Below are 17,195 nucleotides of genomic sequence, written 5' to 3'. Positions count from 1 at the left end.
TCAAATTTCGTTCGTGCTGAGCCTGTCGAAGCACTGTCCTTTGTCTTCGTTCCCAAGAAGGACAGCATTTCGACAAGCTCAATGCGAACGGAAGTTATTTCGTTCGAGCAACGCAAATCAACGCGGGTCGATCCTTCCGCCCGAAACTTCCAGCCGCAACGCATCATCCGGCACGCCGTCGAACAGCCGCGCCTCGGTGCCGGTCATCCACACCTGTCCGCGCCCGGCCAACCGGTCGAACAGCGCATGACGGCGCAGCGGATCGAGATGCGCGGCCACCTCGTCGAGCAACAACACCGGCGGGCGTCCGGTGCGATCGGCGACCAGTTCGGCGTGCGCGAGCAGGATACCGAGCAGCAACGCCTTCTGCTCCCCGGTCGAGGCGAGGGCGGCGGGCTGGTCCTTCTCGCGGTGCGTGACGGCCAGATCGATGCGATGCGGCCCCGCCAGTGTCCGCCCTGCCGCCGCATCGCGCGCGCGGCCGCCGGCTAGATCGCGCAGCAACTGATCGGGTGCCCCTTCCCAGCCCTCAATCGCCAGATCGGCACGGGGAAAGGCGTCGTCCTCGACACCGGCAAGCCGCGCGGACAAAGCCGCGACCGTCGCGCGACGCTCGGCATCCAGCACCGCGCCATGCTCAACCATCCGCGCCTCCAGCGCCGCCAGCCAGTCGGGATCGACATCGCTGCCACCCTCCCCCAGCAACCGGTTGCGCTGACGCATCGCCGCTTCGTAGCGCGCGGCTTGATGCGCATGGCCGGGGGCAAGCGCCAGCGTCAGCCGGTCCAGAAACCGCCGCCGTTCTCCTGCAGGCTCGACGAACAGCCGGTCCATCGCCGGGGTCAGCCACAGCACCGACAATCGCTCGGCCAGCGCGGTCGCGGGAGTCGCGACCCCATCCACGCGCACCACGCGGCGTTCCGGTGCCTGGCCCAGCGTCCCCGTGCCGATCGTCACGCCGTCGGCCAGCGTAGCCGCGACGCCAAAGCCACCACCACCGCGCTGCCGCGCCATATCGGACAGGCTCGCGCGGCGCAGGCCACGTCCCGGCGCGAGCAACGACAGCGCCTCCAGCACATTGGTCTTGCCCGCACCATTATCGCCCGCCAGCACGACGAAGCCCGACGGCGCAGCGATTACGCTGTCGGCATGGTTGCGGAAATCGGTAAGGGACAGACGTGCGATCATCGGTGGAGTGTCTGTAGGCGAGGCGTGCGGCGAAGCGAAGCGCGGATGCGATGAACCTTCCCCGGACTTGCGGGTTGCGCTAGCTAGATTTCGAAGGAGACCTGATTTGTCCCGTTTCGCTCCCCTTGCTGCGCTGGCGGCATTCGGCCTGACGCTGTCCGCCTGCGCGCAGCCGACGCCGCAGGAACAGGAAGCCGACCGGATCAAGGACGCGGCCGAAGCGCAGGCCGACCAGATCGAAGCCGAAGCCGACAACCAGGCCGCAGCGCTCGAATCGCAAGCTGCCGAAATGGTCAACGCCAGCGGTGTCGGCGGCAGTTACGACGCGCAAATGGCAAAAGTTCGCAGCGATGCGCTGAAGCAGGAAGCCGAACTGGTGAAGGAAAAGGCCGAAGCCCAGGCCAGGGCGGTTCGCGATCAGGGTCAGGCGCAGGCGAGTGCCTTGCTGGCGCAATAGGCCCAACTACTCGCCAAGCACCCATTCCCGCTCGATCGCCAGCGTATCGCCGGCCATGCGAAATCCAGCCGCGCCGAGCAGGGGTATTAGCATCGCGGGCACGCGGCTGACCACCGCACGGGCCTGAACCCGGCGGTCGCCGTACAGACGGATATCCAGCCGCTCGGCCCCACCCGCGCTCGCCAGCGGGAGTAGCAGCGCGCCTGCATCGCACCGAATGCGCGCATCGAGCGGCGGGATCGCCCCTTGCGCCCAGGGTAATGTCACCACTGCGCTGACATTGCCGCCCGCCTCGACGCATTGGCCATCGACGAATTTAACCGCGACACCGCTCAGCCGCAGCGCACCGATGTCGAGTGCGCCCAGCGCCGGAAAGCCTTCGAGCAACGCCTGATCGATGTCCGCCTCGACCGACCGGCGGGCGACCGTCACCCGACCGTTCAGCCCCGTGGGGTTTGACAGATTGACCTGCGCGCGACCCAACATCAGCGGCAATGGCGACAGGCTGGCATCGACATCGCCCAATGCCGCGCCACCAAACTGCGCCTCGCTGAGCGTTGCATTCCACACGCTGCCCCGCACCTCGCGCGCGGTCAGCCCGGCGCGCTCCAGCCCGATCCAGTCCAACGCGATCCGCATCGGAAACAAGGCGACCAGCGCCGCCAGCACCAGGAGCACGAGCAGCCCCCAGCGTGGGATGGTCATCCGCCACTTCATGCGATCCCTCCCGTCGGTTGCAGCCGCATCGTCACCACCAGCGATCCGCCCGCCTCTGGCCGCGCCGCGAGCGTATCGATCGACAGGCCGCGCATACGCAGCCGATCGATCAGCGTGAACAGCGCTTGCCCGCCTATCACCGGAATATCGACGCGCACGCCGTTGCCGTCGGGCTGGACCAGCGACGGCGTGATCGCGATGGCATCGGCCTCCGCGCGCACGATGTCGATCGGTGCGCCGGTCGCACGTGTTCCTTCGGGTAGCGCCAGTAGCCGCGCGGCTTCCGCCTCGATCTGCGCGACCGCGACGAGCGTGTCGCCATGCCGCTTGCGTGCATCGGCCCGGGCATCCGACAGAGGTCGCAATATGCCCAGCCAGACGACCACGACGATGGCGAGCGCCGCCATGACGATCAACAGGCGTTGTTCGCGAAGGCTACGCCCCTTCCACCACAGCCGTACCGCATCGCTCATCGGCTGATCCTCAGTTCGGCGCGCTGGCCGTCGACGGCGCTTTGCGGCGCTGCGTCGGGAACGACGAAGCCCTGCGCGCGCAATCCGTTAACCACTTGCGCCAGCGCTTCCGGACTGGGCGCGCGCAGGCTGGCGGTCAGCGCGCCGTCGCCGGTCCAGCCGATGCCGGTCAGCGCCACTTCCGGTACATCGGTCAGCGCGCGCTGCACCGCCGCCAGCATCGTCAGCAATTCGGCGCTGCCATCACCGCGCGCGACATTGGCGGCGCGCAGTTGTGCCAGCGGCTCGCGGATCGTCTCGCCCGGCAATAAGGGCGTCGCCACTGCCACCGCGCGCGCCTCCAGCGCGTCGGTCGCGGCGTTGAGCTTGACCAGATCGACGATGCCTGCCGCAACCCACAGCAATGCCGCCGCGCCCGTGAACAGGCCGACGCGCCGCAACCGTTTCCAGTCGATCGTCACCCGCCGACGCGGCGCGAACAGCCCCTGCGCCAGATCGACCGCGGAAGATGCGACGGCCAGGTCGAGCGATGGAAGCACGACCGGCTCGACCGCGGCATCGCCCACGATCAGCCGGGTTGCAGCATCGTCCACCATCGCGCACTCGCGGCCGCGGAGCAGCGTTTCGCCCGCCAGTTCACCCGATACGAAGCCGTCCAAAGGCTCGGGCAGCAAGGCACTGGCGGGAATGATGTGGCGCAGGTCGAACCCCGCCGCGCGGCAACGCGCGACCCATGCCGCCATGTGCGCCGTGGCGACCACCGCCGCCATGCGCGCGCCGTCTTCGGCTTTTGGACCCAGCGCGACGTGCAAGCTATCCGCGGGCGTCGCCGCATTTTCCGCCGCGATCAGCAGCGCCGCCGCGCGCGCCTGAGCGGGGGCAAGGTCGGGCAATTCGATGCGATAAAGCGGAACGTCGGCGGCAGGCACGATCGCCGCGACCTTTGGCGGCGGCTCCAGCGCAGCGACGGCATCGGCGACGTCGCTTCCCGCACCCTCGGCCAGCAACGCGCCGTGACGCCAGAGCGACCAGGGAAGCGCTTCCCCGCGCGCGCCGGGGAACAGGACCAGCAGGAGATCGCTCATGGTTCGAACCGCCGCCGCCGGACGATTCGCGCAGGTGAGTCCTGCCCGTCGATCAGGATTTGCTGGTTCAATTCGGCTCCGGCGAGTTGGACATTGATCTGCAAGTCGAACCAGCGCGGCGTTACCTGAAGCTGGCTCCACGCACCACTGGTCATCTCCACTCCGGCAAGCGCAGGAAGCTGTTTTACGATCTGAACGGTCTGATACCCCTGCGGCGGTCGTGCGCGGAGGATCGAGCGGGCGGTCGCGACGCTCAATCCCCGCCGCCCCAGCATCGCGAACAATTCGGCGCGTTCGGGCGACAGCGTGTCGATGTTGATCGGCGACAGCCCGCCGACCGGCAGCGCACACATCCACGGCAACAGCCGCGTCGCGATTTCGGGGGTCATCCCCTGAACGCCAACGATCTCGCTGGGATCGTCGATCAGCCGGTTGGGCGGGAGCGCTCCTTGCGCCGCATAGCCGCCATCCTCGGCACCGCCCGCCATCGGAATGGAATCGCTGTCGATCCAGTCGGCCACCGCCGTCGCGATCCGCTCACCCTGAACGCGTGGCACGCCCAGCAGCGAAGCGAGGTTGGCGAACTGCTCAATTCCTTCGGGGTAAGCCGCAGTCGCGCCGGTTACCCGGTCCTGCTGCACCACCGAATTGACGTTCAGGCAATTGCCGCCATCGCTCAGCCGAGCGACGGCCGCGCCTTCGGGCACACGAAAGCCCAGCGGGCGCGTCTGCCACTCGGGCGGAAGCTCGCCTGCCTGTATCGCGTCGCCGATCCGCACCCGCGCGATCGTCTCGACCGCCTGGGCATAGCCTTGCGCGCGCGTCTGCACCCCGGAATTGGCGGCCAGGTGCGACGCGACGACGATCCGGTCGAGCATCGCCGCCGACACCACCGCCATTAGCCCGATAATGAGCAATACGCTGAGGAGCGCAACGCCCTCTTCGCGGGGGCGCGGCGTCACGCGCCCGGCCCCATCGCCAGACGGATCAATGCGGTACGCTGGTCGGTATAGGTGATCGCGATTTCCACCGCCTGCGGCAATTGCCGCGCGTCGGTGGCGCGCCACGCATCCTGCCAGTTTCCTTCGGAACGATAGCGCAGCATAACCGCAGCAATCTTGTCGGCGAGCAACACGGGCTGACCCTCTTCGCGCGTATCGCTCCCCTTTGCCACCGCGCGAGTCAGCCGCCCGCCATCGAGCCGCCAGGTGACGCGACGGACGGTGGGCTGCGGGTTCTCCGCCATTCCGGTGCCGACACCGCCGCGCGTCAAAGCAAACAACCGGGTGCCCGACTGCGCCTCGAACGCGGGGATGTCACCGCTTTCGCCCCGCGCTGGCCGGGCCAGCGCCGCGCTCATATCCTGTGCGGCAAGCGCATGAACGCGCCGCAACCCCGCCGACTGATCAAGCCGCGTGGCGACCACCTCCTGTGCATCGACGCTGGACACCAGCAGCGCAGTACCCGCAGACGCAAGCAGCCCGAAGATGACGAGCGCGACCAGCATTTCGACCAGCGTGAAGCCGTGCTCGGCGGAGCGCAGTGAAGAGTCGAAGCCGTGTTCAGAGGGCGTCACGCTTCGCCGCCCGCACCACTCCGTTTGTGTCGAGTAGGGATCGAGCTTGTCGAGAGCCCGTATCGAGATACGCCCCCTCCCTCGATACGCCTTCTCGACAAGCTCGAAGGCTACTCGGGACAAACGGATGTGGTTAGACATCATCACCGGACTGCACCCAGCCGCACGACCGTCGTCCCGGCTAGCGTCCGCCCGTCCTGCACCACCGCGATATCGACACGCAGCATCCGCGGATCGGTGGTGCGCGAAACCACGCGCCGCCAGGACCAATCGACGCCCATGTTGCGCTCCACCCCCGACGCCGCCCCGATGGCGGGCGGCGCCGCATCGGTCAGTGCGTCGGTCGCGATATTCTGCGCAACGATGCTCGCCACCAGTTGCCGGTCGATCTCGGACGTGCTGGCAAGCGTAACGCCCTGCAGCTTGAGCAACGCCAGCCCGGCGATCGAGAACAAAGCCAGCGCAACCAACAATTCGACCAAGGTAAAGCCCTGCTCGCCGTCTCGGTTGCGATCAACGAACGACATCGATGCCCCCTGCCGCATCCACGCGCACCGTCACCCGCGTCTCGTCCGCACGCAGTACGATGTCCGCCGGTGCATCGGGCAAGCCGCCGCTGTCGAACCCCAGCATCGCGCGGCTCGCGCCCAGGGCGACCTCGCTCGGCAAGGTCGTCGCGCGCAATCCCCGATCGGCGACCGGCTGCCATGCCCCGCCGCCGCGCTGAGCAAAGCGATAGCCATCGGCGACGAATTCCACCCGCGTGGATCGCCCGTCGACGATCGCCCGGTCGCGCGCGCCCGCGATGCGCAGCGCCAGCCGCGCGGCCTCGTCGCCCGCTACGGCATCGTCGCCGCGCGCCGCGAGCATCACGACGCTTGCCGCCAGCCCGATCAGCACCAGCACGACCATCAGTTCGACGAGCGTAAACCCGTTTTCAGGGTTATTGGGCGAGGCGGATATCGGCATTCTCGCCTTCGCCGCCGGGCTGGCCGTCGGCCCCCAGCGAATACACGTCCACCCCGCCATTCGGGCCAGGATTTGCGTATTGATAGGGCCGTCCCCAGGGATCGTCGGGCAGGCGGCGGATCGTGCCCGTCTGCCCGGCAAGCACCGCCAGCCCCTGCGCGCCCGTCGGATAGGTCATGTTCGACACGCGGTACATTTCCAGCGCCTGGCCGATCGTCGCGATGTCGGCCTCCGCCTTCTTGCGCATCGCCAGATCCTGGCTGGGCATGACGTTGATGACGACCAATGTGGTCAGCAGGCCGAGGATGACGATGACGACCATCAGTTCGACCAGCGTGAAGCCGTGTTCGGCGGAACGCTCTTCCAGGGGCGTGAAGCCAGCTTCGCATTCTTTCTCGTCATGCCTGCGCAGGCAGGCATCTCCATCGTCGGGAGCGATGGCTTGATATTCCAGCTTCCGCTGGAATGACGGAATATGGAGTTTGAGCATTTTCTGCCTCATACGCTTGCAAGATTCTGGAGTTCGAGGATCGGGAGCAGGATCGCCAGCACGATGGTCGCGACCACCCCGCCCATCAGAACGATGATGCCGGGTTCGACCATTGCCATCGCCGCGGTCGCGACCGTGTCGAACTCGCGCTCCAGCGTTGAGGCTGCGCGCTCGAGCATCTGGTCGAGCTGCCCCGCACTTTCGCCACTGGCGACCATATAGACGAGCAGGGGCGGAAAGATCGCGGTCCGCCGGAGCGCTGCGGAAAGACTTCCGCCGCCGCGCACTTCGGCGACGATGCTCTCCGTTGCGGTCTTCAGCGCGCGGTTGTGGATGGTGGGCACGGTCAGCGCCAATCCTTCGAGGATCGGCAAACGGCTCGCGACCATCGTCGCCAGCGTTCGCGCCATTCTTGCTGCATGAAGGTCGCGCAGCATTCGCCCGACGAACGGCAGCCGCAACAGCCAGCCATCAAAGCGCAACCGAAACCCCGGCTCGCGCAACGCCCGCGCAAAGCCGAGCACGGCGATCGCGATGCCGATCGCGATCGCCCACCACCAGGTTGCCATGAAGTCGGACAGCGTAATGACGATGCGGGTGATAAGCGGCAATTGCTGGCCGACATCGTCGAACTGCGACACGACCTTTGGCACCACCAGGATCATCAGCGCGGCGACCACGCCAAGTGCTACGATCGCCAGGATCACCGGATAGGCGAGCGTCCCGAACAATTTGCCGCGTACTTCGGCCTGGCGTTCCTGCAATGCCGCCAGTCGTTCGAGGATGTCGGGCAAGGCGCCGGTCGCCTCGCCGCCTGCGATCATCGCGCGGTAGAGCGGGTCGAAACTCTTGCCCTCGCGCGCCATCGCGCTGGCCAGCCGTGCGCCTTCGACAACGCCTGCATGGACGCGCTCGATCACCGCGGCGGCGCGCTTGTTTTCGGTCTGGCGCGAAATGGTGCGCAGTGCTTCCTCTAGCGGGCTGACCGCGACCAGAGTCGAAAGCTGGCGCGTGAACATCGTGCGTTCGCGGTGCGACAGCTTTTCGCGGCGGAGCCCCAGTTGCGAGAATAACGATGCCCCTGCCTCGCGCGGCTGTTCCGCGACCGCCGCTCCTTGAGACACCGACACGACGTGCAGCTTCTTGCGCAGCAACGCCGCGCGCGCATCCGCCGTGTCGGCGGCCGACACCGACCCGCGTTTCTCGCGGCCCGCCGTGTCGATCGCGACGTAGCGATACTCAGCCATCGTCGCCGCTGCGCCGCGTGATGCGGATCGCCTCTTCAGCCGTGGTCAGGCCCGCGCGCGCCATCCGCCGCGCCGCGCCGCCCAGGGTCGGCGAGTTGACGAAGGCGTGCCGCGCAATGATCGCCTCGTCCCCGCCATCGTTGATCAGGCGGCGGATCGTGTCGTCGATCTTCACCGCTTCGTACACACCGATCCGCCCCTGATAGCCGGTGCCGTTGCACGCCGCACAGCCATCGGGCTCGTACACCACGGTGCCGGGCTCGAATCCCATCAGTGACGCGACGAGCGCGGTCGCCTGAACCGGCCGCCTGCATTCCTGACACAATTTGCGCACCAGTCGCTGAGCGATCACCGCGCGAAGCGTGGAGGCAAGCAGGAACGGTTCGACCTTCATGTCGCGCAACCGCGTGATCGCGCCAACCGCGTCGTTGGTGTGGACCGTGGTCAGCACCAGATGCCCGGTCAGCGACGCCTGAACCGCGATCTCCGCCGTCTCGCGGTCGCGGACTTCGCCGACCAGCACGACGTCCGGGTCCTGACGCAGGATCGCGCGCAGCCCGTTGGCGAAGCTTAAGCCGACCTTGGCATTGACCTGCGTCTGGCCGACGCCGTCGATGGCGTATTCGACCGGGTCCTCGACGGTCAGGATGTTGCGCTTGCCGTCGTTCAACTGGCGCAGCGCGGCATAGAGCGTCGTGGTCTTGCCCGACCCCGTCGGTCCGGTCACCAGCACCACGCCATTGGGCTCGGCCAGCGCTTCGCGGAACACCGCCATTGTGCCTTCGTCCATGCCGAGCACGTCGAGGTCGATCCCGGCATTTTCACGGTCGAGGATACGCAGCACCACCCGCTCGCCCGCGCGCGCAGGCAGCGTAGACACACGCACGTCGAACAATTTGCCGCCGAGCGACAGGCTGATGCGTCCGTCCTGCGGAATCCGCCGCTCGGCGATATCGAGGCGCGCCATCACTTTGATCCGGTTGACCAGCACGGGGGCGACATGCGCGGGCATCCGCAGCGTCTCGCGCAGCACGCCATCCAAGCGAAAACGCACGATCAGGCCGCTTTCATAGGGTTCGATATGGATATCCGAGACCTGCTGACGCGCGGCGTCGGCGATGATGCCGTTGACCAGCCGAATCGCGGGCGCGTCGTCGGCGGAGGCAAGCAGATCGTCGGCGGTCGGCAGGTCGCTCGCCAGCATGTCGAGTTCGCTGTCGATCGCCAGCGCTCCTGCGACTTCCGCCGCCGCACCACCGTCGCGCGAATAGCGGTCGGACAGCAATTGGTCGAACGCGTGTGCCGCGACGATATCGACATCGAAGGGTCGCCCGAGGACGCGGCGCACTTCGAGCAAGGCACGCGGATCGGCCCCCTCGCGCAACGCGACCGAAATCCGACCGTCGGCGGCATCGACCAGCACCGTGCCGAAGGTCCGCGCGAAGTTATAGGGGATGGCGACCAGCAGCAGCGGCTCGTTCGCCGCCGCGCCCGCTGCGGCGTCGGCGCCGGCGCTGTCGTGCGAAATGTCGGCGATCCGCTCAGGCAGCGCGCCCGCCGCGACTGCCGCCGCATGGGCCGCGGGCAAGGGCAGCGGCTCGATGGCGTCTCCCTCCGGTCCGGTCATTGCTGCACCGGCGCGGGCTGGATCACTTGATCGCCGGGCAACGGAGTCACCACGGGCGGCACCGTTCCCAGATAATCGCGCACCAGTTCGTCGAGCGTCGGTTCGCGGTCGGGCCGGTCGATCAACTGCTCGCGCCGCGCATAGCCGTAACGCTGCTCGGCAATCGCCCGCGCTTCCGCCGCCGAACGGACGATGGTCGGGCGGATGAACACCATCAAATTGGTCTTGTTGCGGCTGCGCGAGCGCGATTTGAACAGCTCGCCGATAACGGGAATGTCGCCCAGCAGCGGAATCTTCTCGATCGTGCGGCGCTCATTGTCGTCGAGCAGGCCGCCCAGCGCGACGATCTCGCCATCATCGACGGTGATCGTTGTCTCGATCTCGCGCTTGTTGAGGATCAGGTCGGCGGAGTTGTTCGATACCGGCCCCGCGATCGAGCTGACTTCCTGGCGCAGGAACAATTTGATCGCGCCGCCCGCATTGATCTGCGGCGTGACTTCCAGCTGGATGCCGACATTCTGCCGCTGGATGGTGCGAAACGCATTGTCGAAATTGTCCGACAGCGCCTCTCCGGTCGAGATCGGAATTTCCTGCCCGACCAGGATTTTCGCTTCCTGATTGTCGAGCGTGTAGAGCCACGGCGTCGACAATATGTTCGATTTGCTGTCGGACTGCACCGCATTGACGATCGCGCCCAAGATGCCATCGCGACCCAGATTGGTGGCGATCCCGCCAAGCCCGCCGGTGGTCGCGAGCAGCGACGCGGCAGCCGCCTGTTGCAGCGTATTGGACAGCTCGGACCCGGTCGAGGTCGTCACCGTCTCGCCATTGATGATCGTCGTCGTCTGATCGATCTCGCGCGCGGCGACCGCGCCGGCGATCGCGGTCAGATTGGGACCGCTGTTCGAATAATTGGTGATGCCGAACGGAATGCCGCTGCCCGGACGCCCTGCGAGCAGGAATTGGACGCCCAAGTTCTTGGCGGCGAGATCGGAGATTTCGACGATGATCGCCTCGACCAGCACCTGTTCGCGCCGCACATCGAGCTGGCGAACGACCTCGCCCAATATCTTCTGCGCCTGAGCCGAGCCCGCGATGATGATCGCGTTTGCCCCTTCGAAGCGGGTCACGACGACCGGACCGCGCCCGATCGCCGATTGCATGGCAGTATTGCCCTGGCCACTTGGTTGGCTAGGCGCGGGAGCCGAAGTCGGTGCCGCGCCGCTTGCGCCATTCTCACTCGCGGGCCGGTTGGCGGCGAGCGTATCGACCGCGGCCGATGCGGGTTGTCCGACTAGCGTCTGCAACACCGGCAGCAACTGCCCGGCATCGGCATATTCGAGGAAGACGACACGCACTTCGGCACCGCTTTCGGCGCGGCGGTCGAGGTCGCGGGCCATTTCGGCCAGCCGGGATACCAGCGCCTTGTCGCCGCGCAGCGCGATCGAATTGCTGCTGTCGATGGGGACGATCGATGCGGTGCCGCGCCCGCCTTCGCCCGACCCGACGAGCGCGGTCAGCGACGTCGCGATCTCGCGCGCACCGGCATTTTGGAGCGGGATCAGCACCGTCGACGAACTGTCGGTATCGATCTGGCTCAGCAGCGTGCGGATACGCCGGATATTGTCGACGAAATCGGCGACGACAATCGAATTGGCCCCGCGATTGGCGGTGATCGATCCTTCGCGCGACACCAGAGGCCGCAGCGTTTCCAGCGCCGATGCCGAATCGATCGACCGCAGGCGAAACACCTCGGTCACGAACTGGTTCTGCGCCGCGCCGCGCGATCCCACCCGGCTTGGCTGGGTCGCCGCGCCATCGGCGGGCTGGATGCGATACGCGCCACCGGTGGTCGGAATCGCGACCAGCCCGTTGGCGCGCAGCGTGGAGAGGAACACTTCGAAATACTCGCTGCGTGACAGCGGCCGGTCGGTGACGACCGACACCTTGCCCTGCACCCGCTGGTCGATGACGAAGGTGCGCCCGGTCTGGCGCGCGGCGTCCTGAATGAAGGCACGGATGTCGGCATCGCGCACGTTCAGCGTCAATTGTGCGGCAACCGGCGTCGCAAAGGCGAGTGCGGCGGCGGCAAGGAGCAATCCGGCGCGCTTCATCGCGCGACCTGCATCCGCACGGTCTGGACCTGGCCTGCGCGTTCGACGGTGAAGATGGCGGCCCCGTCGGCGCGCGGCGTTGCCGCCCGCTCCAGCAATTCCTCGATCGACGTCACACTCTCTCCATTCACGCGAGTCACGATGTCGCCGGGCTGAAAGCCAGCGGCGGATAGTTGGGTGGGGTCGGCGGCGGACAGCACCAGCCCGGTGGTCTGTCCGTTCTGGACGCGCGGCGTCGCCCGCACCGAGGCCGCAAGCGCATCGAGCGTCATGCCACCCGGCGCTGCCGCAGCGGCGGGGGACGCGGCACCTTCGGGCGCTACCGTCTCTGCAGGCGTGGATTGATCGACATAAAGCAGTTCCTCGACTCCGCCGCGCGTCAGCACGACATGATCGAAGGCGACCGATTTCAGGACGACACCCGCCATCACCTCGTCACCGACGGCAAAGCTCGATTGCAGCGTCTCGACCTCGATGATCGCGGAGCCCCGCCCGGATGCGGTGTTCAGGCTGATGCCGAACAGCTTCAGCGGCAACGCAGTGACGACATTGGTCGCAGCCCCGCCGCTGCCGCGATTGAACGGATCGAACCGCGAGAGCACCGCCATGTCGCCAGCAGGATCGAAGTCGCGCGCGCCCGCGACCTTCCAGTCGCCGAACGCACCGACCGGCGTCAGCATCGTCCAGATCAGATACGCACCCGACGTCGCTGCCAGCGCCATCGCGCCCAGCTCGATCGTACCATAAATGCGTGGGACCGGCAGTGCGCGAAGCCGTGCGATCAGCCCGTCCAAATCCCGAACCATGAAGTCCCGCCCCTGTTGCGATGCGAACGCCCTAGGGCGATTCGGCGACCGGACGGTGACGGCTGGATGACGGGTTTGTTACGGATGAGCGCTTCCCATCCGTTCGTTTCGAGCGAAGTCGAGAAACGTGAGCTTGACGCTTAGCCGGTGTTTCTCGACTTGGCTCAAAACAAGCGGATCAGGTGGCGCAGCCGCAAAAGGCACCGCGCCCGGCCCCATCACATTCGGGGTCGGGCGCGGCAGGCGGGGGGTTAGAACTTAACCGAAGCGCCGACCGAGAAACGCGTGCCGACATCATAGGTGTTGATGTCGATCCGCGAATCGCCCGCGTCCTGGAATTCTTCGTATTTCTGGCCGGTCAGGTTGCGCGCCTCGAACTTCAGCTCGATCTCGCTGCCCATCAACTGCACGCCCTGTCGCGCGACGAAATCGAGGCGCAGGCCGGGCCGCTCGATAATGTCGGGCTGCTGCGGCGTGCCCGCGGGGCCGCGATTGGTGACGCGGTCGCTGGCGTAGTTGAGGATCAGCGTCTGCTGCGACAGCCGCTCGGTATCCTCCAACCCGATCTGGACGTTGGCGATATGCTCCGACTGACCGGTCAGCGGCGCGCCCGAACGGAAGAAATCCGCGGCGGGCAGCACGCCACCCGTCGAGAAGATCACCGTATCGTCGGCACCGACCTTAATTTCCGATTTGGAATAGGTGTAGTTGCCGATCAGCACCAAACGGCGCGGCAGGAAGAAGCCGCCGAGCGTGTCGAGCGGGACATATTTCTGCACCTCGACCTCGGCACCATAAAGGTCCGCCGAAGGTGCGTTGGCAAAACTGGTCTGAAGCGTGCCTGCGGTCAGGAACGCGAACTGCTCGATCGGGCGATCAATCTTCTTGTAGAAACCCGCCAGGCTGAATCGCTGGTCGCGTGCGAAATACCATTCGTAGCGGACTTCGGCGTTGAACAACTCGCTGTCCGTCAGGAACGGATTGCCGAAGAACTGGCGATCCGATTCGGTGTCCTGATAGACTTGGAATGCCAGCTCGCGGAATTGCGGGCGCGCGATCGTCTTCGACGCGTTGGCGCGCAGTTGCATATCGGGCGCGAAGTTCCAGGTGATAGTCGCAGCGGGCAGCCAATAGTCGTTCTGGATGGCCGTCGTGCTGACCCCGCCGGCACCGACCCCGAACAGGTCGAGCGGCGTGACGAACTGGTCGCCGTCTTCGTAACGCACGCCGAAATTGGCCGACAGGCCGGGGACGAATTCGACATCGGCCTGAATATAGCCCGCATGCGTGCGCAAGCCCGCTTCATAGGCGGCGGCACCGGTCTGGCCCGAGGTTTCGGTGATGCCGATGCCATAGGTATAGATGTTGAAGTCGCTCAACAGGAAATCGGGGCGCTGCTGCGCGACTGCCAGTGGTAGATCGCCATCGGGGACGAAGCGGAATTCGCGGCGGAACGCGGTGCGCGTTGTGTCGCCATAGGCATAGCCTGCGGTGAGCGATGCATTGATCGACGTTGGCAGTTTCCAAGTGACGTCCACGCCGCCCGACCAGACCGTCTCGTCCAGTTCGCTGAAGGCGATACGCGCATTCTGCCCGCCCGAACGCAGATTGTTGACATAATCGCCGATGCTCGCATCGAAGATATAGCTGAACGACCGCTCATAGGGCGCATCGCGCTTCGACCGGCCATTCGACCCGCGCAGATCGATGCTGATATCGCCGAATTCGAATTCGCCGACTGCCTGGGTGTTGCGCAGTTCGCGTTCGTACCAGGCGGTGTCCTGGCGCAGCACCGGGGTCTCGCCGATCCCGGCGCGATCCACACCGGTGGCGATCCGCGCCTGTTTCAGCGTGTCGTGAATATAGAGGTTGGTCAGGCGGATCTGGTGTTCGCCGAACTCGATCCCGGCACCCAGCAATCCGTTGACGACCACGCGGTTGTCGGTGCGTACCGACACGAAATCGACATCGGGGTTGAGCACGCCGCTGGCGAAACCGCCGGAGGTCTGCTGAATCGCCTCACGCGTTTGCCAGCCGTTCGAATAGCCGCCAGCCGCGATCGCGCCGACGCGCACATCGCCCCAATAGGTCGACGATCCGACCGCGAAATCAGCAGCGAAATTGGGCGGGATGAACTTGTTGCGCTGAACGACCGAGGTCGCCGAATTGGTGAAGCTGGCGGTGATGTCCTGAATATCGGATCGCGAAAAATTGGCGCCCTCGGTGATCAGATTGCCCGATCGGAACGCATCGCCGAACGCGCCCGCAATGTCGCGCGCGCCATCGTCATAGCCCAGGATATCGGTATCCGACCCGAAATAGGTGTAGCCGACATTGTCGGTGGTGAAGGTGTCCCCCGAAATGCTGCCGCCGACGGTGAAGAAGGGTTCATCGGGAATCGCGGTCGTGGTCAGGTTGATGACGCCGCCACCGAATTCGCCGGGATAGCTGGCCGAATAGCTTTTCTGCACCAGCACCGACGACACCAGGCTGGTCGGGAACAAGTCGAGGGGAATGACGCGCTTCAGCGGCTCGGGGCTCGGCAATGGCGACCCGTTGAGCAGCGCCAGCGAATAACGATCGCCCAGCCCGCGGACATAGACGAAGCCGTTGCCGACCACCGACAGGCCGGTCACCCGTTCCAGCGATCCGGCGATGTCGCCGTCCCCGGTGCGCGCGATATCCTCGGTCGACAGCAGCGACACGATTTGCGGGGTCGATCGCACGACGTTGGGGACAAACCGGCCGGTGACCGTGATCTCGGTCCCTTCGCTGCCCGCGACCGACACGTCGGGGGCTTCCTGTTGCGGGTCTTCCGCTTCGGCATCCTCGGCACCCACCGGTGTCGATCCGACCGGGGGTTGCGGCGCGGTTTGCGCCAGTGCAGCGGGCGCAACCAGTGCGCTACCGACGAGGAGCGCGCTGACGAATGCGATCGTCTTCATTTCCCTTGGAACCCCCGAAATCTATTCTGTCTGATCGGACGAAGGGGCGGCGGCGCGCATTTGCGCACCGCCGCCCCCAAAGTCATCGTCCTGGCTTAGGTGGTCGGCAGCGCGATGCAGGTCGCGTTGGACCCGAAGCTGGCCGTCGAGGAGTCGCAGCTCCAGCCGCGATACCAGGTGTCCTGCGCGTCACGGACCGCACCGATATAGCTGGTGTTGACGAAGAACGAGCTGAGCGTCGAAGCGTTGAACGGCGTCACCCCGCGCTCGTTGGCCCCGTTGACGAACACATCGGTCAGGGTCGAGGTGAAGTTGGCATTGTTGTTCGCGCCTGCGTTGAAGAACGCCTGGATCGCCGCCACCGACACGTTGCCATCGTCGTTGAACGCACCGCCGGTGCAGCTGAAGACGGTCGACTGCACGACGGGGGGACCCTGTTCGTCAAGCCCGGCATTGGCCGCTTGCACGGTCGCCGCGCCATCGACGTCGAGGCAGATACGCGGCGACGTGACGACACCGTTGATCAGCGAGTAATCCGATCCGCCGCGGATCAGCATCGCATTGACCGATGCCGCCAGCGTCGAGCGGTGAACGAAGGTGAAGTTGGCCAGACGGGTGTTCTGACGCGGCTGGGCATCTTCGTTGCCGTTCGAGTCAACCTCGATCATCGCGTCGCCCGAATTGCCGCCGGCGCGCTGCACGCCGATCACAAATTGGGTGAAGCCCTTATAACCCAGATCGGTGTCGTAACCGTCGTCGTCCGCGCCGGTGATGATCAGGTTTTTCAGGTTGGCGCGACCACCGAAGATCTCGATGCCATCGTCCGAGCTGTTGTGCACCTGGACATGGTCGATCGTCGTACCCGACCCGACGCCACCCAGCGTCAGGCCCTGAAGCTCGTTACCCGGCGCGATTTCGAATCCCGAATAGCGGATCTGGACATAGCGGAAGACGCCCGAATTGTCGTTGGCGACCGCGCCGCCATACAGCGCGTTGGTCGCGCCTTCGACCTGCTGCTGGCAATTGGCGGCACCGCCGACCGCACCCGACAGGCAGTCGGAAATCGGTGCCCGGCCGAGCAGAACGATCCCGCCCCACTGACCCTGCGAACTATCGGTCGCGGTGCCGGTGACGTTGGCGCGCGAGGTGAAGATGATCGGGTTCGTTGCGGTGCCTTCGGCATTGATCCGCGACCCGCGGTTGACGACCAGGAAGTCGAGGCCCGAGGATGCGAACACCACGACGCCCGGATCGACCGTCAGCGTGACCGACTGGCCACCGGCGGCCGAGCCGTCACCACCGACGTCGGTGCCGACATCGACGCGTCCGGCGAGCGAGTAGATCACCCCCGGCAGGTTGGCGAGCGCGGTGTTGGTCGTGATACGGCCGCTGATCTCGCAATTGCGCCGCCCGGCAAGAACGCCGCGATCGGTATAGCCGCTGGGGCAGTTCGCCGCAGGCTGGGTGGGGGTCGGCGTCGGCGCGGGGGTCGGTGCAGGCG

The 17,195-nt window shown here is 66.1% G+C and carries 16 protein-coding genes; 1 reads left to right on the top strand and 15 read right to left on the bottom strand.

Features of this window, described 5'->3' with window-relative positions; translation table 11 throughout:
* Positions 1–117: 117 nt before the first annotated feature.
* Positions 118–1,188, bottom strand: a complete 1,071-nt coding sequence (gene recF, locus ENHY17A_RS04695; RefSeq protein ID WP_159710523.1) for a DNA replication/repair protein RecF — start codon at positions 1,186–1,188, stop codon at positions 118–120.
* Positions 1,189–1,294: 106 nt separating this feature from the next.
* Between recF and ENHY17A_RS04690 the strand changes: the two genes are divergently transcribed.
* Complete coding sequence (locus ENHY17A_RS04690; RefSeq protein ID WP_159710521.1) at positions 1,295–1,645, top strand: hypothetical protein; 351 nt, start codon at positions 1,295–1,297, stop codon at positions 1,643–1,645.
* A 6-nt stretch (positions 1,646–1,651) separates the two neighbouring features.
* Here the strand turns inward: ENHY17A_RS04690 and gspN are convergent, their stop codons facing one another.
* The 14 genes from gspN to ENHY17A_RS04620 form a co-directional block, all read right to left on the bottom strand.
* Positions 1,652–2,362 carry a type II secretion system protein N gene (gene gspN, locus ENHY17A_RS04685; protein ID WP_159710519.1) on the bottom strand — a complete coding sequence of 237 codons (711 nt, stop codon included), beginning with the start codon at positions 2,360–2,362 and terminating at the stop codon, positions 1,652–1,654.
* Entirely contained in the window at positions 2,359–2,835 is a 477-nt protein-coding gene (gspM, locus tag ENHY17A_RS04680) for a type II secretion system protein GspM (protein ID WP_159710517.1), read from the bottom strand. Before gspM ends, gspN begins: the two co-directional genes overlap by 4 nt.
* On the bottom strand, positions 2,832–3,920 hold the full coding sequence (gspL, locus tag ENHY17A_RS04675) for a type II secretion system protein GspL (protein WP_159710515.1): 1,089 nt from the start codon (positions 3,918–3,920) through the stop codon (positions 2,832–2,834). The genes gspM and gspL overlap by 4 nt, the downstream gene beginning before the upstream one ends.
* Positions 3,917–4,882, bottom strand: coding sequence for a type II secretion system minor pseudopilin GspK (gspK, locus tag ENHY17A_RS04670; protein WP_159710513.1), 966 nt, complete (start codon positions 4,880–4,882; stop codon positions 3,917–3,919). The genes gspL and gspK overlap by 4 nt, the downstream gene beginning before the upstream one ends.
* On the bottom strand, positions 4,879–5,496 hold the full coding sequence (gene gspJ, locus ENHY17A_RS04665; RefSeq protein WP_159710511.1) for a type II secretion system minor pseudopilin GspJ: 618 nt from the start codon (positions 5,494–5,496) through the stop codon (positions 4,879–4,881). The genes gspK and gspJ overlap by 4 nt, the downstream gene beginning before the upstream one ends.
* Positions 5,497–5,639: 143 nt before the next feature.
* On the bottom strand, positions 5,640–6,023 hold the full coding sequence (gene gspI / locus ENHY17A_RS04660; protein ID WP_159710509.1) for a type II secretion system minor pseudopilin GspI: 384 nt from the start codon (positions 6,021–6,023) through the stop codon (positions 5,640–5,642).
* Positions 6,010–6,465 carry a GspH/FimT family pseudopilin gene (locus tag ENHY17A_RS04655; protein ID WP_159710507.1) on the bottom strand — a complete coding sequence of 152 codons (456 nt, stop codon included), beginning with the start codon at positions 6,463–6,465 and terminating at the stop codon, positions 6,010–6,012. Before ENHY17A_RS04655 ends, gspI begins: the two co-directional genes overlap by 14 nt.
* Complete coding sequence (gene gspG, locus ENHY17A_RS04650; RefSeq protein ID WP_159710505.1) at positions 6,440–6,955, bottom strand: type II secretion system major pseudopilin GspG; 516 nt, start codon at positions 6,953–6,955, stop codon at positions 6,440–6,442. The genes ENHY17A_RS04655 and gspG overlap by 26 nt, the downstream gene beginning before the upstream one ends.
* A gap of 8 nt (positions 6,956–6,963) precedes the next feature.
* Positions 6,964–8,202, bottom strand: coding sequence for a type II secretion system inner membrane protein GspF (gene gspF, locus ENHY17A_RS04645; RefSeq protein ID WP_159710503.1), 1,239 nt, complete (start codon positions 8,200–8,202; stop codon positions 6,964–6,966).
* On the bottom strand, positions 8,195–9,829 hold the full coding sequence (gene gspE, locus ENHY17A_RS04640; RefSeq protein ID WP_159710501.1) for a type II secretion system ATPase GspE: 1,635 nt from the start codon (positions 9,827–9,829) through the stop codon (positions 8,195–8,197). The genes gspF and gspE overlap by 8 nt, the downstream gene beginning before the upstream one ends.
* A complete protein-coding gene (gspD, locus tag ENHY17A_RS04635; protein WP_159710499.1) occupies positions 9,826–11,943 on the bottom strand; it encodes a type II secretion system secretin GspD in 2,118 nt (705 codons plus the stop codon). Before gspD ends, gspE begins: the two co-directional genes overlap by 4 nt.
* Positions 11,940–12,749: a type II secretion system protein N gene (locus tag ENHY17A_RS04630; protein WP_159710497.1), complete on the bottom strand. Its 810-nt coding sequence runs from the start codon at positions 12,747–12,749 to the stop codon at positions 11,940–11,942. The genes gspD and ENHY17A_RS04630 overlap by 4 nt, the downstream gene beginning before the upstream one ends.
* Positions 12,750–13,000: 251 nt before the next feature.
* On the bottom strand, positions 13,001–15,694 hold the full coding sequence (locus tag ENHY17A_RS04625) for a TonB-dependent receptor domain-containing protein (RefSeq protein ID WP_159710495.1): 2,694 nt from the start codon (positions 15,692–15,694) through the stop codon (positions 13,001–13,003).
* A gap of 95 nt (positions 15,695–15,789) precedes the next feature.
* Positions 15,790–17,195, bottom strand: a 1,406-nt coding sequence (locus ENHY17A_RS04620; RefSeq protein WP_159710493.1) for a hypothetical protein, incomplete at its 5' end; no start/stop codon positions are given.

It is taken from the genome of Sphingomonas sp. AX6, assembly GCF_902506605.1.
Classification (GTDB): Bacteria; Pseudomonadota; Alphaproteobacteria; order Sphingomonadales; family Sphingomonadaceae; genus Sphingomonas.
This window is presented reverse-complemented; position numbering and strand designations above follow the sequence as displayed.

What these genes read in the sequence shown, in the direction of transcription:
- recF (WP_159710523.1), bottom strand. Translation starts at nt 1,188, where the DNA reads ATGATCGCACGTCTGTCCCTTACCGATTTCCGCAACCATGCCGACAGC.
- gspN (WP_159710519.1), bottom strand. Translation starts at nt 2,362, where the DNA reads ATGAAGTGGCGGATGACCATCCCACGCTGGGGGCTGCTCGTGCTCCTG.
- gspM (WP_159710517.1), bottom strand. Translation starts at nt 2,835, where the DNA reads ATGAGCGATGCGGTACGGCTGTGGTGGAAGGGGCGTAGCCTTCGCGAA.
- gspL (WP_159710515.1), bottom strand. Translation starts at nt 3,920, where the DNA reads ATGAGCGATCTCCTGCTGGTCCTGTTCCCCGGCGCGCGCGGGGAAGCG.
- gspI (WP_159710509.1), bottom strand. Translation starts at nt 6,023, where the DNA reads ATGTCGTTCGTTGATCGCAACCGAGACGGCGAGCAGGGCTTTACCTTG.
- ENHY17A_RS04655 (WP_159710507.1), bottom strand. Translation starts at nt 6,465, where the DNA reads ATGCCGATATCCGCCTCGCCCAATAACCCTGAAAACGGGTTTACGCTC.
- gspG (WP_159710505.1), bottom strand. Translation starts at nt 6,955, where the DNA reads ATGCTCAAACTCCATATTCCGTCATTCCAGCGGAAGCTGGAATATCAA.
- gspF (WP_159710503.1), bottom strand. Translation starts at nt 8,202, where the DNA reads ATGGCTGAGTATCGCTACGTCGCGATCGACACGGCGGGCCGCGAGAAA.
- gspE (WP_159710501.1), bottom strand. Translation starts at nt 9,829, where the DNA reads ATGACCGGACCGGAGGGAGACGCCATCGAGCCGCTGCCCTTGCCCGCG.
- gspD (WP_159710499.1), bottom strand. Translation starts at nt 11,943, where the DNA reads ATGAAGCGCGCCGGATTGCTCCTTGCCGCCGCCGCACTCGCCTTTGCG.
- ENHY17A_RS04630 (WP_159710497.1), bottom strand. Translation starts at nt 12,749, where the DNA reads ATGGTTCGGGATTTGGACGGGCTGATCGCACGGCTTCGCGCACTGCCG.
- ENHY17A_RS04625 (WP_159710495.1), bottom strand. Translation starts at nt 15,694, where the DNA reads ATGAAGACGATCGCATTCGTCAGCGCGCTCCTCGTCGGTAGCGCACTG.